At 49.3% G+C, this 17,580-nt stretch carries 19 protein-coding genes; 5 read left to right on the forward strand and 14 right to left on the reverse strand.

Annotated features, from left to right (window positions below; translation table 11 throughout):
- The first annotated feature begins 31 nt into the window (after positions 1-31).
- From QP794_RS16945 to QP794_RS16965, 5 genes are all read left to right on the forward strand, one after another.
- On the forward strand, positions 32-940 hold the full coding sequence (locus QP794_RS16945; protein ID WP_236642201.1) for a carbohydrate ABC transporter permease: 909 nt from the start codon (positions 32-34) through the stop codon (positions 938-940).
- Positions 941-1,609, forward strand: coding sequence for a carbohydrate ABC transporter permease (locus tag QP794_RS16950; RefSeq protein ID WP_285078164.1), 669 nt, complete (start codon positions 941-943; stop codon positions 1,607-1,609).
- Complete coding sequence (locus QP794_RS16955) at positions 1,579-1,764, forward strand: ABC transporter permease family protein (protein ID WP_285078165.1); 186 nt, start codon at positions 1,579-1,581, stop codon at positions 1,762-1,764. Before QP794_RS16950 ends, QP794_RS16955 begins: the two co-directional genes overlap by 31 nt.
- Positions 1,765-1,866: 102 nt before the next feature.
- Positions 1,867-2,292, forward strand: a complete 426-nt coding sequence (locus tag QP794_RS16960) for an Rrf2 family transcriptional regulator (RefSeq protein ID WP_024628542.1) — start codon at positions 1,867-1,869, stop codon at positions 2,290-2,292.
- A 137-nt stretch (positions 2,293-2,429) separates the two neighbouring features.
- Positions 2,430-3,287: an SDR family oxidoreductase gene (locus QP794_RS16965; protein WP_285078166.1), complete on the forward strand. Its 858-nt coding sequence runs from the start codon at positions 2,430-2,432 to the stop codon at positions 3,285-3,287.
- 507 nt (positions 3,288-3,794) lie between these two features.
- On the opposite strand, the gene QP794_RS16970 is transcribed toward QP794_RS16965, so the two are convergent.
- From QP794_RS16970 to QP794_RS17035, 14 genes are all read right to left on the reverse strand, one after another.
- Complete coding sequence (locus QP794_RS16970; RefSeq protein ID WP_285078310.1) at positions 3,795-4,331, reverse strand: RNA 2'-phosphotransferase; 537 nt, start codon at positions 4,329-4,331, stop codon at positions 3,795-3,797.
- Positions 4,332-4,419: 88 nt separating this feature from the next.
- Complete coding sequence (imm48, locus tag QP794_RS16975) at positions 4,420-4,863, reverse strand: Imm48 family immunity protein (protein ID WP_024628546.1); 444 nt, start codon at positions 4,861-4,863, stop codon at positions 4,420-4,422.
- Between the two features lie 143 nt (positions 4,864-5,006).
- Positions 5,007-6,599, reverse strand: coding sequence for an FAD-dependent oxidoreductase (locus tag QP794_RS16980; RefSeq protein WP_285078167.1), 1,593 nt, complete (start codon positions 6,597-6,599; stop codon positions 5,007-5,009).
- The gene (locus QP794_RS16985) at positions 6,589-7,542 is read right to left on the reverse strand and encodes an ROK family protein (RefSeq protein ID WP_285078168.1); all 954 of its coding nucleotides are present in this window, start codon (positions 7,540-7,542) and stop codon (positions 6,589-6,591) included. The genes QP794_RS16980 and QP794_RS16985 overlap by 11 nt, the downstream gene beginning before the upstream one ends.
- 28 nt (positions 7,543-7,570) lie before the next feature.
- Positions 7,571-8,398, reverse strand: coding sequence for a MurR/RpiR family transcriptional regulator (locus tag QP794_RS16990; RefSeq protein ID WP_285078169.1), 828 nt, complete (start codon positions 8,396-8,398; stop codon positions 7,571-7,573).
- Positions 8,376-9,092, reverse strand: coding sequence for an N-acetylmannosamine-6-phosphate 2-epimerase (locus QP794_RS16995; protein ID WP_285078311.1), 717 nt, complete (start codon positions 9,090-9,092; stop codon positions 8,376-8,378). The genes QP794_RS16990 and QP794_RS16995 overlap by 23 nt, the downstream gene beginning before the upstream one ends.
- 17 nt (positions 9,093-9,109) lie before the next feature.
- The gene (locus QP794_RS17000) at positions 9,110-10,663 is read right to left on the reverse strand and encodes a DUF4127 family protein (protein ID WP_285078170.1); all 1,554 of its coding nucleotides are present in this window, start codon (positions 10,661-10,663) and stop codon (positions 9,110-9,112) included.
- A 26-nt stretch (positions 10,664-10,689) separates the two neighbouring features.
- Positions 10,690-11,508, reverse strand: coding sequence for a carbohydrate ABC transporter permease (locus tag QP794_RS17005; RefSeq protein ID WP_350338875.1), 819 nt, complete (start codon positions 11,506-11,508; stop codon positions 10,690-10,692).
- Between the two features lie 26 nt (positions 11,509-11,534).
- Positions 11,535-12,416 carry a carbohydrate ABC transporter permease gene (locus tag QP794_RS17010; protein WP_285078171.1) on the reverse strand — a complete coding sequence of 294 codons (882 nt, stop codon included), beginning with the start codon at positions 12,414-12,416 and terminating at the stop codon, positions 11,535-11,537.
- A 67-nt stretch (positions 12,417-12,483) separates the two neighbouring features.
- A complete protein-coding gene (locus QP794_RS17015; protein ID WP_285078172.1) occupies positions 12,484-13,797 on the reverse strand; it encodes an ABC transporter substrate-binding protein in 1,314 nt (437 codons plus the stop codon).
- A gap of 263 nt (positions 13,798-14,060) precedes the next feature.
- A complete protein-coding gene (locus QP794_RS17020; RefSeq protein ID WP_285078173.1) occupies positions 14,061-15,050 on the reverse strand; it encodes a serine/threonine protein kinase in 990 nt (329 codons plus the stop codon).
- Positions 15,051-15,205: 155 nt separating this feature from the next.
- Positions 15,206-16,075 carry an alpha/beta fold hydrolase gene (locus QP794_RS17025; RefSeq protein ID WP_285078174.1) on the reverse strand — a complete coding sequence of 290 codons (870 nt, stop codon included), beginning with the start codon at positions 16,073-16,075 and terminating at the stop codon, positions 15,206-15,208.
- 195 nt (positions 16,076-16,270) lie between these two features.
- Positions 16,271-16,933: a ribonuclease H gene (rnhA, locus tag QP794_RS17030; protein ID WP_024628557.1), complete on the reverse strand. Its 663-nt coding sequence runs from the start codon at positions 16,931-16,933 to the stop codon at positions 16,271-16,273.
- Positions 16,934-17,009: 76 nt separating this feature from the next.
- On the reverse strand, positions 17,010-17,528 hold the full coding sequence (locus QP794_RS17035; protein WP_350338876.1) for a HEAT repeat domain-containing protein: 519 nt from the start codon (positions 17,526-17,528) through the stop codon (positions 17,010-17,012).
- Positions 17,529-17,580 lie beyond the last annotated feature (52 nt).

The following is a 17,580-nucleotide window of genomic DNA, read 5'->3' on the forward strand; positions in this document are numbered from 1 at the left end:
CCATTGACATGCAGCGAGGCAACCCTCGCTCATGCCATTCTGGCAGGAAGGACGGTTGGTACAACTTATGAATGCGAACAAAATCTATCCCTGGTATTTCTCCTCCGGAGCGATTGTGCTGTATGTGCTGTTCATCGTCGCTCCCGCCCTGCTAGGCATTTATTATTCCTTCACCGACTGGAACAGCTACAGCTCAGAGAAGAACTTTGTTGGACTTGAGCATTTCCGCACCATTCTGGCGGGTGATCCAACGTATTTACTTTTTATCAAGAATACTGTTCTGTTCACCCTGATTACATCCATCGCCAAGACCGTACTGGGCTTGTTCCTGGCTCTGCTGCTGGTCAGCGGTGTAAAGGCCGCCAATCTGCACCGGATGATCATATTTTCACCCCAAGTCCTGTCGTTCCTGATTGTCGGCCTGGTTTTCAAAAGCCTGCTCGATCCCAACAACGGCTTCGTTAACGTAACCCTGCGTTCATTGGGGCTGGACGCTCTGGCCCAAAACTGGCTGGGTTCCCTGACCTGGGCCATGCCATCCATCATGGCGGTGGATACGTGGAAAGGCATGGGGTATATCATGGTGCTATTTATCGCCGGACTGCTCGCCATTCCTCGCGATTATTACGAAGCGGCATCAATTGACGGTGCCGGCTTCTGGCAGAAGCTGTTTCGGATCACGATTCCGATGCTGATGCCTACAATCACGATCGCCACGGTGCTCAATATTACGTACGGGCTGAGGGTATTTGATGCGGTATATGTACTAACCAATGGTGGGCCAGGCAACGCGACAGATGTGATTAACACGGCGGTGTATTCCTCTTTTGCCAAAGGCTATTGGGGACTCGGCAGTGCATTATCCACGATTCTGTTTGTCATTATGGCGATCATCTCCTTCTTCATCATCCGCTTGATGAACCGAAAGGTGGAATACTAGATGCGAATGAAGAAACGGCTGGTTTCCATCGGGTTGAATATACTCGCCTGGCTGCTTAGCCTGGTGGTACTGATTCCTTTTGTCGTCATTGTACTGAATTCATTCAAATCCGATGCCGAAGCCAAAGTGCTGAAACTGACGCTTCCCGAAAAGTTTATTTTTGAAAATTATAGAATCGTCTATGAGCAGGGACACTTGGGTGGTTCCTTTTTCAACAGTCTGCTGCATTCAACTGCTTCTTCCCTGCTACTGGTGTTTGTTGTGGCGTTCTCGGCCTTCACCCTGTCGCGTAATTATTCGAAGCTAAGCAAGTTCCTGTACTTCTTTCTCATTCTGGGCATTACACTGCCCTTAAACTACATTCCATTAATGGAGGTCATGAAGTCGCTGGGCATGATTAATTCGCATGTGGGCATGATCCTGCTCTATACAGCCATGGGCATTCCGATCTCACTATTTATAACGTACGCGTTTGTATCCAATATTCCGAAAGAACTGGATGAAGCGGCTATTATGGACGGATGCAACGGGTTCAAGCTGTTTCTCAGAATTATTGTGCCTTTGTTAACCTCGGTACTGGTTACGGTTTTTGTTCTTAATTTCCTGAGCGTCTGGAATGAGTTTACCAACCACTCTACATGCTCAATACCGTCGAGATGTGGCCAATGACCCTCGCTGTATATAACTTCTTCGGACAATTCAGTGCTCAGTGGAATCTGGTCAGTGCGGATATCGTGCTTACCTCCCTGCCTGTGTTGATTGTGTTCCTGATTGGGCAAAAATATATTGTGGGTGGTCTGACTTCAGGGGCTGTTAAAGGTTGAGACCTATTCAAATGTAAACTCAATACACCTAGCTGCTTCTAAATTTATAATTGACATCGAGTTTATTTGTAACTATTATAGTTACAACGGTGGTGATCACAAATGAAACAAATCAGCAGTCGCTTTTCCATTGCGGTTCATACGCTGTCACTCATCGCTGTTGTACCCAACGAGTGCACGGGAGATTTTATCGCGCAAAGTGTGAATACCAATCCCGTCATTATCCGTCGGATTATGTCCAAACTCAAACAAGCACGCTTGATTGAGGTCAGACCCGGCGTGGGCGGTGCCTCCTTACTAAAGGACCCGGCAGACATCACACTTCTGGACGTATACCGTGCTCTTGAGGTCGTGGAGGACGGTGCGTTGTTTAACTTTCACAAACATCCGAATCCGAATTGTCCTGTTGGCAGCATGATCGAACAAACCTTGCGTGCTGAGCTGATTGAGGCTCAGACAGCGATGGAGCAGCGCTTGAATCGTGTAACGATACAGCAGATGATGGATCAGGTTAAAGTCTCTGAATAAAAAAGCTCATTGCGAGCTTTTTTTAAACCTTTCGTTGTAATCACACCTGTTATAACACATACGATTACATCCTTATGTTTTCAATTGGTGTATCACCGAATATCAAAACAAAACATATCCCCTAGGAGGAAAAAACAATGAAAATTTTGGTTACTGGCGCAACAGGTCACTTGGGTTCACTGGTCGTAGAGGCTCTGTTAAAAACGGTATCTGCTGGAGATCTAGCTGTAAGTGTACGCACCCCGGAGAAAGCTGACACCCTTCGTGCTCAAGGCGTTGACGTTCGTCACGGTGATTTCGATCAACCCGAAACGCTGGAAAAAGCATTTGCAGGGGTAGATCGGCTGCTGCTGATCTCCACCGACGGTGACAACGAGACGCGTATTCGCCAACATCTTGCTGCCGTGAATGCTGCCAAGAAAGCAGGCGTTGGATTCATCGCTTATACCAGCGTTGTGAATGCAGAGAAAAACACCCTTTCCTTGGCTGAAGTACATCGCGCCACGGAACAGGCTATCCGTGAATCAGGCATCCCTTATTCCTTCCTGCGTAACAACTGGTACCTGGAGAATGAAGCAGGAAGCGTTCAAGCAGTTACCCAAGGCGCACCGTGGGTGCATGCAACGAACTCCAGCCAAGTAGGCTGGGCTACTCGCAGTGATTATGCACATGCTGCTGCTGCAGTACTTACAGGTGAGGGACATGAAAATTCCGTATATGAGTTGTCTGGCAAACTGCATACCCAAGCTGAACTCGCCGCTATTGTTGGGCAAGTGCTTGGACAGGACATTAACGTGCAAAATGTGGACGATGCCGCATACGCTGACATTATGAAAGGTGCAGGTCTGCCTGACTTTGTGGTATCGATGCTTGTAGAAATGCAAAGTGCCATCCGTGAAGGCGCACTGGCTGTAGAAAGTGATACATTGGAGAAATTGCTTGGCCGTCCGGCTCAACCATTGAGCGAGGGTGTTAAGGCGATTTTAGGCAAGTAAGTTTTTGGTTACTAGAGCTTTCCAGATATCTGAATTCTCTCTGCTTTATAAACAATGAAGAAGAGAATAATGGAAAAATTAAAAAGGGACACACCAGCGAATGTTGGATGTGTCCCTTTTGGTGTAGCTAAGACTATAACACGATATGGAAGCTGAACAGATTACTTATACTAGTGCGTGTCTTCAAACCCACGGAAAGCAGAAGCCAACCTGAACGTGTCAGCGCATGGTATCTTGAATGTACAAGCAAGCGCGCACTAACGAATCGGAGGCGTCTTATTCAGGGATTTGAAGTGACCGCGGAAATCTAAGAAACCTGAGACACGCTATATCAGAATAAACAGCGTTTTACAGCGATTTTGACAGGGATTTCAGGAAATAACGTGTCTGAGGTTCCTTTACTTATTAGAAAGAGCATCTGAAGGCGAAATAAGACGTCCTGAGTTCCTTAGAAATAGTCTACTATTCGCCAGCCGGGATCAGCCGGCTTGGACTTCAAGATCGTGCTTATTGCTCGATGTAACGTGCCGGAATGTGATCAGCCAGCCATATATTTTCATTCCCATGATAGAAGAGAATACCTTCTTTGGCCGCTTGAGCTGCATTAATTTTCAGTATTACTGGCTGGTCATCACGTCTTCGTCCCACCTGATTGGCGGTATCCATATCTGCGGACAGATGAACATACTGCCTTTGCCGCGGCTGCAAACCTTGCTCCATAATGGAAGCAACCGACCGCAGTGGCGTGCCATGATAGAGTATTTCCGGTGGATTGGCAGGTACTTTGGATATCTTTTGCGGAGTCGAATGACCATATAAAGCCCGGATGCGGCCAGAACGAATCTCATGTCTCTTTTTCTCAGAAGCTTGAATCATCTGCTCCAGATCCGCTTCCGTGAAGTCCTTCCACTGTGGACTCTCATGTAAAGCCACCAGCAATTGCGGAATCCCTACCCAGCCCTCTTCGTCCAGCTCCAGCTCATACTCCCAAGGGGCGTGACGCAAGGCGTATGAGAGCTCTTTACTTAATTTCATCCAATCCATTGCCATCATCTCCCCACTCAAGTTAAACAATTCAGTAGACATATATAATGACAGTACCATTACTTTAAAAGGTGTACGCTCTGCTTCTTCAGTTTCTCTCCGGTTGTACCGCTGCCAAAATCTCTTGAATGTTGCGGGCCAGCCCTTCGTCGTCCTCCTGGTTAAATTGACGGTGTCCATCAATTCCACGATGAATAATCGTGTTCATTACCGGATGAGCCTCACGGTCTGAAGCCACCCGGATCAGATCATCGGCGAAATCCACAGCCTGCTGCTCACTGTAGTTAAACGGCTTGATTAGCATCCGGATGCTCAGTGCATGAGCCTGTGGTTCCTTAAGTTGATCCCGATGAGTAATGCCGTATACCGCCCCAAAACCAAATGCAGCCATGACCTGCCGCTCCAGTTCAGTCGTTTGTTCCAAGGGCGTACCCAACAGGTCGCATATCTTATCCACCATCTGCTCCAGCTCTGAAGCAGCCGCAGCCAGAATCATGTCATTAATATCTTCAGCGTTAATAAAATCAGTCATATTGTAATTCTCCATTTCTGAGCTATATTGAATCCATTCTCTCAGACTCTATGAGAACATTGTATCGGAGTTAGGGTCATGAGTTCAAATATAATGATTAAATAGTATAAGGAGTTCCTTCCATTCTTCTACTAAAAGTAGGTCTAACACTCCCCTTCCAGCTCCGCATCTGTCCAATGAAGCTGAACACCCTGCCGAATTAGCTGCTCCTGATAAGCGTGAAGATGCTCCGTCGAAGCCCTCACCTCAGAAGGTTCAACTTGCTGTGCAATCGCATAAGCGGCAAGGGTTCCGGCAGCCTCGCCAATATTCCATTCGGTGGGATGCAGACGGTAACAACCGTTCGCAATCTGGGTCATGGAGATATTTTTGCAAGCTGGGAGCAAGTTCTTAACTCGCACCGGGATGAGTGCACCCAGCGGGATCTCATAGGGATGGTTTGGGATATAAAAGGTCCGCTGGCTCACGGTTGTCGGATGGAGATCGAGATGATAACTTCCTACCCCCACACTGTCCTGGTAACGTTTGGCCCCCTCTACTCCGCGCAACTCCTTGCTCACATCATGCTCGGTAATGGTATATAATCCTCGGATTCGCCGTGATTCCCGAATATACGGGGCTTTCGCAAGACCGTCCTCCGTACCGAGCACATCTCCACGCAGCCTTACGCCCGGATAACCCTGTCCGCCGTCCAGACGGGGAGCCTCGGTCTGAAGCCAGTATACTAAGGAAAGGGTGAGCTGCCTCGCCCCTTCCAGATGCTGCTCACGTTCCTCCGGCGATACGCCAATGATCGGCCCGGCGTAATAATCGTTCAGTGCCCAGTTAAGCAACGTGACTTCACCATCATTCAGTGGCTCTGTCCAGATATCCGGGTCAACGATCCGCCGATAATCCCACAAGGAGACAATGCCCTGATCATTCGGGAACATCGTGAACTCCTTCAGCTTGGAGGTATCATTGGCATCCGAAGCGTACCAGCTCAGGATTGGATACAGTGAGAACGAAGGAACATACTGACGCCAGTAATCATAATTCTGGGGGCGGGGGATCGTGAAGTCTCCACCCGGTACATAATCCACCGCCGCCACATGGGTAATCGACTGCATGTCTAGCGGGTCCGCATCTTCCAGGGCATGCGGCTCACCCGTATCCCGCCGAGATTCTGCCCCACTTACATGCTCTACTCCGGCAAGAGGGAGCAGATCGCCGCATTCTGTGGCATCCAGATAATAGGCACCCTGGAGCTTAATCAATCTCCCGCTTCGCCCTTCACGCACAGTCACACCGGTCACCCGCTCACCTGCTGTATCCACATGAACTGGCACGGTATGATAGAGGACTTCGATCCGGCCAGTATTCACGTAAGGGGCCAGCATTTCATGCAAAACGGCAAGCGCGACCTTCGGCTCATGCGCCAAGCGGCTCACCCAGCCATTACCGGGATTGAGAACAGGATTGCTCTTGGCAGCATCCGTAAGCGGGTAGTTCCGTTTATAGTAATCTCTGACCCTGCTGCGGAACTCGCGGTACGATGCTGTGCTGCCAGATTGTTCAATCCAGCGGTGCTCATCCGGCGGCACTGCCTGTGAGGTTAATTGACCGCCAAGCCAGTCCGTCTCTTCCGTCAAAAGCACCCTCTGCCCTGCCTTCGCTGCAGCCAGCGCAGCCGCCGTCCCACCAAGACCTCCACCAATAATGATGATGTCACTGCGTTTCTCCTGTTCAACTCTCATGCTTTGTCTCCTCCCCTTCACTGCCGCCAGACCAGCCAACACCCTCCTCGCGCAGGCGTTCCAATGCCAGCTGCGCCGCCCCGAAACAGCCTGCCCAGTTACCGAGTTCAGCTACCGAAACCCGGTCTGCTAACCCGACATTGGATAGCTTAGCGGTAAGCATCGGCCACCATATAGCCTGATCTTGGGTCACTCCGCCGCCAAGAATAATCAATTCGGGATCTACCGAGGCAGCGATATTCTCAACAACCAAAGCCAAATCAGCTATGTAACGCTCCAAAATGTACAGTGCCGCTGCTTCTCCCTGGTCTGCAGCCGTCATAATCTCTCGGCCGTGAGTATACGTGTTGCCCTCCTGTTCCCGCGCCAGCCGCATCAGTGCACTACCGGAAATGTATTGCTCCATGCAGCCGCGTTTACCACAATTGCAAGGCCGACCGTCAGGCACTAGCACACTGTGCCCCCAGTCCCCGCCTCGCCAGTCTACTCCCCGTAACATCCTGCCACATGCCATATTGGCCCCACCAACCCCGGTTCCGAGTGTCAGCATCACCAGGTTCTGCTTACCGCGGCCGGTACCAAGCCACGCCTCGCCGAGCAGTGCAGCATTGGCGTCGTTATCTGCAGTCGAAGGCAGGCCAAATTCCGCTGTTGCCCACTGTGTCAGTGGCATTCCCTGCCAGCCAGGTAAATTGTTCGTTGCGTGAATCACTGCACCCGTTTCCACATTCACCCTTCCTGCCGAGGCAATACCCAGTGCCTCTACTTCTCCATAGCTAGACAGCAGTTCACCTACTAACCCACAGAGCTGACCAAGTATAGCGTTCCGCCCCAGCCGGGCCTCTGTTGCATACGTAGTCTCCGCCAGAACGACTCCGGCTTCATTGACCACAAGCCCTTTGATGCCTGTGCCTCCTACATCCACGCCAATGACCTGCGCCATCTGCTTTCCCCCTATTCACATCAACAATTCAATAAATACGGTCGATAACCGCCCTCGCCGTTAATTCCTTCATCTTTTTGGTCTCTTCGCCATGCTGGCGCTCCAGTCCCTGGCAGAGCAGGTCAATAATGAACAGCTGAGAAATTTTAGCGCCTACAGAGCCGCCTTCAAGGGGAGACTCCTTCCCGGCGGTCAAGAGCAGGATATCCGCAATGGAAGCAATCGGAGATTTGGCATAGTTGGTCATGGCAATCACCTTAGCCCCGTTTTGTTTGGCCTTCATCAGCATATCGTTGGTATCCAGCGTACTGCCGGACACGCTGATACCAAAAGCCACATCACCTTCTCCCATCGTTACCGCCATCATGGACTGGATATGACTGTCGGAATTCGCTTCCGCACGCCGCCCGATGCGCAGAAAGCGATTCTTGGCATCCATAGCGGTAATGCCTGACGAGCCTACACCGAAAAATTGCACATGACGTGCGCCATCCAGGCACTTCACCGCCTGCTCCAACTGCTCCCGATCCAGCATACCCAAGCTGGATTGCAGCACACCAACCATCGAGGCATAGAGATGGTCAGCGTAATCGTCCTCTCCCTGCTCGCCGTCTGACTGGTATTGCCTTTTCGGCAGCCCTTGGGCCAGCATTAGCTTGAAATCCTGGTAGCCTTTGAACCCGATTTTGCGGCAGAATCGCATCACCGTGGTCTCTCCTGTACCAGCAAAATCAGCCAGCTCGGTCACAGAAAAATAGATGATATTGTCCGGGTTTTCCAGTACGCAACGGGCCACTTTCTGCTCTGATCTGGTCATGGAAGGATAATACGTATTAATTCGGTCGTTCATTTCCATTACTCTTCATCCTCACTTTTCTGGTCACTGCTGCAAACCGCCGGGTGATCAGCTGTGGCCGGGTAATCGCAGAGCCTACCACAACAGCGTATGCCCCCAGATTAAACGCCTCTTCCACCTGAGAGGGCTGACTGATCCGTCCTTCGGCAATGACCGGAATCTTCAACTGCTGGGCAGACATCTCCAGCAGCTCCAAATTGGGCCCTTCCTGCTGCCGGGAATACGGTGTATAACCTGATAGGGTGGTGGAAACACAGCTCACTCCAAGCGATTCAGCGTATAAAGCTTCCTCCAGAATGGAGATGTCGGCCATGGAAGTTGCCCCACTTGCGTTCAGATAAGTGGTGATTTGCTCCAATGTATGATTTTCCGGTCTGTTCTGGCGGGTCGCATCAAATGCAATGATATCTGCGCCGGCCTCCAGCAGCTCGTCAATTTCTCTGAGGGTTGGCGTTATATATACAGCAGAGTCCGGGTAATTGCGCTTCACGATGCCAATAACCGGCAGCGAAACCGCATGCTTGATCGCACGCACATCAGCTGCCCCGTTCGCCCGGATGCCAGCGGCCCCACCTTCCTCCGCAGCCGCAGCCATCCGGGCCATTATCGCCGCGCCATGCAGCGGTTCGTCAGCCAACGCCTGGCAGGAAACAATCAGACCCCAATGCAGTTTCTCCAGCACTACCTTTGTCAGGGTTCTCACCCTCTCTCTTATATTCTGCTTTCCTTACCAGACTTGGATGGTACAAATCGTACAGACAAGCCGACTTCGAACATCCGGTTCCACGGCATATAACAGTCCGTAATCTGGATGCTCCCCGCTGCACTATCGATCCGCACAGCAAGCTCTTGCCGCAGCCTTTCCTCTACTCGGGCAGCAACTCGTCCGCGAGACCCATCCAACATATATTTGCCATAGCCCATCTCCTGCACCGGGCCATTGCTAAGTTCTCCCCGAACGACTGAACAATAGCAGACATCTTCAGCATACCGGAGGGCCAGGAAATCAAGATGCGACGGTGTACGACCATAGAGCAGATAAATCATGGCCTGCGAAATGACGGTTCCAAGCGAGTTGGAGCTGGTATTCCAGGCCGCGTATCCAGCCAGATTAAACAACATGTCTTTTTGCCGCAGCATCTTGACCAGCTTCTGATCCCCACCATTGGCATATCCGACATCCGCTACAGCGACTGGCTTCTCCTTGCTCCTCAGTAGAAAATGTCCATATTCAACTAGTTCCATCAGATTCCGGTATACATCATAGCTGTAAAAAGAATGCTGCTGCGATACCGCCTCCGCCATCGTTTCCCCCGGTGTGCTAATTAACAGCACCAGATCCGCTTCAGTCGCACTGGGTACAATCAGCCCACCTGCGGCCAAAATCTGATATTTCAGCGTCTCATAGAAAAAACGGTCCTCGAACAGCGGGGTAACAAACGCTCCCTGAATAGATGATAATCGCGGATATATCAACGGCATCTTGCCACAAGCTTTGTTCATCATTCTGGTGAGTAATACGCAACCAACTTCGTCCGCACCAGGATACATATACACTTTAAGTTCCAGATCAAGGGCGGTAATACTTGCTCGCACCTTCTCCTGATCCTTGGCTGTATGTCCATAAGGCGCTGAATCATCCTGCGGCACAATCATGAACTCGATAATTCCTTCTTTCACCAGGGCCAGCACTTGCTTGTTCGCTTCAATATTGATCGCCCTGCGTCCAAGGTAATCCTCCAGCACTTCCGTTGGTAGACGGTTATCGATATCAGCCAGCTCGCGGATCTCCTCTTCAGTCGCCATCCCCAGTTCCAGCCGATGGCTGATGAAACCTTTACGAAAAATCTCCCGTCCCCAGTCGGCGTAATAATCCGGCTCCTCATCTGACAGAGAATATTGCGGGCAGCGCATAATCAGTTGAAACGCATACAGGGTTAGCTGCGGATACCGCTGCTTAATGCCCCGCAGCCGCTCCAGACGGGCAGTCAACTCATCCAGCTGCAGCTGGTGCAGCCGGGAAGGAATGATCCCGCCATAGAGCAGCGTATCCAGTGCAACGACTGCTCCGTCCGCCCCGGCACAGTTCTCCTCAAACCAGGTCCACAACTGCTCCACATCGCCCGGACGCTTTTTCAGGCCCATAAGTTCAAGCGGGGGACGCTCCAATGTAAATTCCGTTCCTTGCGCCAATAAATACGGAAACTCATAATTGCAAGGCCTCTCATCCAGCGGGACAAATGTTAGCTTAAACTGCTTCGGCATGAATGCCATCACCCTTTCTGTGTTTCTTATCCTTTAATCGCACCCGCAATGCCCTCCATATAATATTTTTGGGTGAACAGGAACACAACGATAATCGGCAGCACCGAGATCATAGTTCCCGCGGCAATCCAGCCGAAGTTATACGAGAACTGCCCGTTCAGGTACGTCAGGGCCGCAGCCAGCGGATATTTCTGCGGATCATCCAGCACCACAATCGGCCACAGGAAATTGTTCCAGAATGCCATGACCTCAAGCAAACCGATGACGGCAACCCCCGGTTTCACCAATGGCATGACAAGCTGCACGAAGATACGGAACTCAGAGGCCCCATCCATTTTGCCAGAATCCCGAATATCCGTCGGTATGCCCAGAAACGTTTGCCGCATCAGAAAGATGTTAAATACCGACACCGCAGCCGGAAGCACAACCCCAAGAAACGTATTTCCCAAATGAAAGGCCTGAATGGTTAAATAATGCACAATCATCGCCGTCGCGGACGGAATAATCATGGTCGAGATGAGCAACGTGAAAACCAGATTACGTCCCTTGAACCGAAAGGTTGCGAGTGGATACGCCGTCAGACAGGACAAGAAGATGTTGAATACCACTCCAAGGAGCGTAATCACCACCGTATTTATGATATAGCGTGGAAAATCCATGAACGCCCACACCTGTACGTAGTTATCAAACGCGATGAAGGTCGGGAGGATCGCCGGCGGATTCGCAAACACATTACGGCCAGGCATCAGCGATACGCTGAGCAGCCACAGAAAAGGGCCCATCATAAACAGGGCAAGCAGGATCAGCAATACGTAAGTGATCAAATAACGAAGGCCTTTTTTCATTTTTTTAGACGATAGCGTACTCCGCATCAATAGGTATTCACCCCGCCTTTCCGGTTCAGCCGGAACACCAACACACTGAGCGCTGCTATCATCACACTGACGATCAGTCCAAGCGCCGAGGCATAACCGAAATTGAACTGCTCCAGCCCTTTTTGAAATATATAAACACTTGAGGTCAATGTGGACGTTCCCGGCCCGCCCTTGGTCAGAATATAGACCTCATCGAACACACGAACGGCACCCATCACCGAAATTACAGTGCAAAAGAGAATATGAGGCCGCAGTAGCGGAAGGGTCACATGAACAATCAGTCTCAGTGGTCCTGCACCGTCCACCCTTGCAGCTTCGTACAGATCTGCCGGAATGTTCTGGAGTCCTGCCAGATAGAGCATCATGTAATAACCGAGACCTTTCCACATGGTGATGAACATCAGAACATACAGCGCCGTACTGCTCGTGGAAAGCCAGGAGACCTGCTCACTGAGAATGCCAACCTTCATCAGAAGATAATTGACCACTCCGTTATTGCCCAACAGCCAGCTCCAGATCAGCGCCACCGCAACCATGGAGGTTACAACGGGGATGTAATAGGCGGCCCTGAACATTTTGACTCCCGGAATGCGGCTGTTGACCAGAATGGCCATGAGGATCGAGATGATTTGGATCACCGGTACAATCAGTACATACACCAGCGAGTTCCACAGCGATATCAGGAAATTGTGATCTTGGAAGGCCCGGGTGAAGTTATCCAGACCGACAAAATGCGTCTCCGTGATGACAGAATAATCCGTTAATGAGAGGGGTATCCCGTAAATAATCGGCCAAAAGGTAAAAACCGCCAGACACAACAATCCCGGTGCCATAAACGCCCATGCAGCAAAAGATTCAGATCGAATCGCCTTGTACACCACTACGCCTCCCTCTCCTTCAGGATCGAGGGGGAGTGCTCCCCCTCATCAAGTTATACACCAAAAATCAGGAATCCTGGCTAAGAATACGGTTAACTTCCTTCTCCACCGTATTGAGCGTTTCTTTGATATCTGCCCCGTTCATCAGAATTTCCTGTAAGCCCCGTGCAAGCGCCGAGTTGATATCCCCTGCATTCGGCACACCGACCATGTAATCCGTAGCTTTATCGAGACTTTGAGAGGAAGCTACCTTGGCTTCAGCTTCCAGTGAACCGTCGGATTCCGTAAAGAACGGATCTTCAATGGAGACTTTGCTTGACGGGAGCGTGTTGGCTACCTTAGAGAAAGCGGTCTGATTCGCTGCATTGGTGATAAAGGCGGCAAATTCCACTGCTTGCTCGGGATTTTTGGATTTCTGTGGAACGACGAGATCCATTGAATTGGAGAGCCGCAGGTTCGCTTTGCCCGTTGGAAGCGTTACCGCAATTGTATTCTTGTAAACATCCGGCGCCGACTTCTTGATGAAGTTGATAAACGTCGGACCCGACAATTGGAAGGCTACCTGCTCTCCGGAAAAATACTGGATCTGTTTGCTGAATTCCGCATCCTCCTTCAATACCACGCCTTCGGCCATCAAGTCGCGCATATGAGCGATCATCGCCTCTGCTTCCGGTGTATTAAAAGCCGCGGCCGTTTTGTCCTCATTTAGAATCGGGATGCCGTCAATTGGAAACAGCTTGGAGACGAGCTGCTGCGCATATCCGGCCACTCCAGTCTTCTCATGGACCTGACGAGCCCACTCCACCAGCTCCTCTCGGGTCTGAGGGGGATTTGCCGGATCAAGGCCGGCTTCCTTCACCAGCTTTGTATTCATGAACAGCACTTCGATACCTGTGTACCATGGAAGCGCATATGCTTTGCCATCCAAAACCGTAGAATTATAAATGCCTTCAAAGTAACTCTTCGATTCCTCCTCTGTCAGGTATTCGTTCAGATTCAGCAGCGCTCCCTTGCTTCCCAATTGACTGGCAAATTCGGTATTGAGATTCACAACATCAGGGCTTTTGCCACTGGCTGTGCTGGTCAACAAACGCTGGGAGATTGCATCATAAGGATAGTCCTTCCACTCCACCGTTACCCCGGGGTGGCTGCTCTCATAGGCAGATATCAAATCATTGAAGTAATCGTTGAAGGTAGGCTGTAGCGCAATCGTCCAGAACTCCAACGTCACCGGCTTCCCAGCTTCCGTTCCCGTATCCCCAGTGCTTCCCGGACTCGGCGTTCCCGCCGTATTGCCATTTCCTCCGCAGGCGGCAAGCAGCAAAGACATCATGACGACTAGCAGCAAAGATACTGTGAAGCCCTTTCTGTTGGTGGTCACACAACATTCCCCCTCAGTTTGGTGTAAGACGGGAGTCGGCGCTTATGTCAGTTTCCTGGCTTATCACTCCATCTTTCCAATGGAGTATATGCAGACTTTGGAATTAGAATGAAGTATTCTTCCATAAATAAATAAAAAAAAGAAATAATTTTTCTTTTATGCTCCAGCGTTTTGCTGCAAAAAAAATAAGTCAGTTCGATCCGTGGAAGGACCAAACTGACTCGTATGTTAAGCTTCACTATATTGGTAAAACCATGCTGAATTCAAGCCGTCTCATGTTGTTTCTTCGGCTCCGCTTCGTAAATCTGGGTATGTTCATTTTCTGATAAGGCCCATTCTACCGTGCCAGGCTTGCGTATTTTCCACATCCAGGCTTGTACTTGAAGCGATCTCTTAATCCAAGCGAGGGACGCGCAGCGTTGCTCGGAACGGACCGACAATCCCCAGTGAATCACACGTGCGAGCCATCGGTTCACATACTCATTATGAGAACGCACCGACGGTAATTCATCGCGGAACAATCGCTGCTTTACATCCATGGGAGGCTGCCCGCATGTCCAATAATGAAGCAACGCTGCCAGGCTATATATGTCTGACATCGGTCCCTGACTGGATTTCTCGGAATAGAACTCAAGCGGTGAATACCCTGCCGAGGTAAAGATCGCCTGCTTTTCTCCGGATTGTACAGGCCAGCGAGCTGCCGAGCCGAAATCCAGTAGTTTGGGCGTACCGTCTTCCATCACCATAATATTGGATGGCTTCACATCGCGATGAAGAATTCCCTGCTTATGAATATAGTCCAGTGTATCTACCAGCGGAAGCAGCGTCTCCGTAATAAATGCAGCATCCAGCGCATGATTTCGCTCAATCAGATATTCGGTCAGGGTTATGCCTGGGCAGTACTCCATTACAAGATACCCTGTGTCATTTTCTTCAAAATGGTCCACATACGGAACAATATGAGGATGCTCCAGCGTGGATAGCAGCTCTCCTTCTACCAAAAATGCGGCAAGAAGTTCCTGATACTGACCATTGAACCCTCGGGAAGAACAGAACACTCCCCGCTTGTCGGTCTGCCGTGCTGCCAGTCTCTGCGGGAAAAACTCCTTGATCGCTACCTTCGCCCCTGTATTTCGATCTCTTCCTGCATATACAATAGCCAGCTCGCTACTAGCCATAAGATGTCTTACCTGATATGTATCATTTAAAATTACATTGCGCTGCAATGCCATTTTGCAATTGTCCTTTTTCATAACAGACCCTCTTTTCAACCTTGTCGATCGGAAGACTTGCCGCATGTTGCATCATTCGGTTCCAACAGACAGGCGTTTCATCGCCAACCATCTATATAAACCAAATGATGCAATTTGAATCACATTCATGCGGAAATATTGAAAAAATTATAAATTTAATAATTCTTCTGTAAAAATTGCTGAATTTCCTGGTTCATCTGGATTAACACATCTTGAGATGGAAAATGCCCTGTATCGTATTTGATTGCTTTGACATTCGGAATAATCTTCTGAGCTCTTTCAATGACCTTATCTGCCGGGAAAAAGACATCCTTCTCTCCCACCAGCAGCAGTGTTGGCGATGTATAATTCACCAGTTCCTCCTGCTCTGTAAGCTTCGGCATATCCTGCTCCAAACTGACGTATTTGAAGATTTTCCCGATAATATTTTTATCTATTTCTTTCATACAGCTGCATGACATGATATCCGCGATCTTTTGCAAAGAAGTAGGAGAAGAAGTCATTCTGTACGTGACGAGTGGCAGCACGATATCCTGAGCCATTTTAATTTTGGATCCCACGGCCAAGCCAGCGGGTGCTACCAGAACAGAACATGCAATTCGGTCCGGAATGTAGGTTGCCAATCTTAGGATAATTCCGCCTCCAAAGGAAGGTCCGATAAACGCACTTTTTTCGATCTTGTAGTGGTCCAGCAAATCAGAAATCCACAAAGCCAAACTATCAAACCTTGCCGAAATTCGTGTTTCTTCACTGTAGCCTGGATGACCGATCGTATCCGGCGCGATGATCCGGTATTCTTTGAATAGGGAAGAGAACCATGACAACGTCATCGGATTCACACAATTTCCGCCTTGGAGAATAAATAACGGCTTACCGTCTTCTGGACCTGTTAATAAAACATGCGTTTGTCCAAAACGTGTCTCGACGTACTCTCGTGTAAAACCATCGCCCAATTGCTCAACATACGCTTCGTATTCCTCAAGTATGCTGCTCTTGCCTTCTTCACTTCTATAAATGGAACTCATGTCTGCCTCCTGCAAAGTATACTCTTTTAACAATCTATGGATTTAATGGTCCATAAATATAAAAGAGCCCGCTGATGACAGGCTCCTTCATATGTGTAACTTATCATAATGAACTGATTATAGAATGGAAACTGGAAATTGTAAACATCGTTTCTCATAGAAAATTAATAATACAGAAATTGTAGAGAAATAGGGCTATTTTCGGCCGTAGTCTGCCTTGATTTCTCCCCACTGCTTGGTCTGCCATTTTAGCACTTTATTGCTGTACGTATTCGTCCGGAGCCACTGCTCCGCACGGTCAATCATCAGCCAAATCTCTTCCGTGGAAGCATCCCTTGCGAGTGTCGTGGACACCGCTTTTTGCTTTAACCATTTCATCGCATTGACGGAGTCTGTATAGACTGTCTTGGTGCTTCCCTCTTTTTTGAGATACGCCAAGGCATGTACGATGGCCAGAAATTCCCCAAGGTTGTTTGTACCTTTGGAGATTGGCCCAACGGAGAAAATAATCTCACCCGTGCGGGTATCCACACCTTTATATTCCACCGGCCCTGGATTCCCGCGTGTACCCACATCCACCGAGATGCTGTCATAGTCGATTTCTGCTGAGGTTTCCATGCCTGCGCTTCTTCCGCTACTGCCAGACTTCGTCTTCGAAGCACTGCCTGATCCGCTTGCTCCCGTACCCCAGTTTCCTTTCCATCCCGCACGATACGCCTCTTCGGCAGCAGCTTTCGATTCATACGATTTATATTTTGCTCCGGTAAAATGATCCGTCTGTGCCTTGCATTCCGCCCAGGTGCTGTATATCCCAGGCTGCTTACCTGCCCAGACGACATAGTATTTCTGCTTTGCCAATATGACCCGCTCCTTCATTTGCTGCATTCAATTCCTTATTGTAAACGATAGGGAGGTGAGATTGAAAGGAGTGGATTCATCTTGTTCCTATTGTTCCTACAGCGGATTCCCTCCATTTCTTCAACATGTCCAATGCAACTTCCAAAAGCTTGCTTTGGTTATTTGAGATTTGGATTTCAATTCGTTGTTGACACCTAAGGTTTTGTGAATCCGATAACCTATCCATCATTTGCTCCAGCAGCATGAAAGACTGCGCACTCACTTCCAGACTGGAATCACCGATAAATGGAATAATATTCTCTATATGTACTATGTAATTCAGGTTTTCAAGAGCGGACAGCAACGTGCCTCTGCTTCCTGATGTCTTGGAGTCTGTGATGACTTCAATTAAAGGTTCGACTGCCCGATCATCTCCAATGTCAGATAAAGCGATCGCAATTTCGTTGCGAAGGTCTTTGTTTTCCGTAGATTTCAGTAGATCAATCAGGGAAGACAATTGTGATGTATCCTTTTTTTGACCAATCGTTGCTACTTGCTTCATTGCTCCTTCAATATCTCCTTGGGAAAGGTGTTTTTGTATTAGGTTCGTATACATTGTACGCTGTATCACTCCTCATTTTGCTAGAAAAAAGCTCTCCATCATAATA

It is taken from the genome of Paenibacillus sp. UMB7766-LJ446 (genome assembly GCF_030226665.1).
Lineage (GTDB): Bacteria > Bacillota > Bacilli > Paenibacillales > Paenibacillaceae > Paenibacillus > Paenibacillus vandeheii.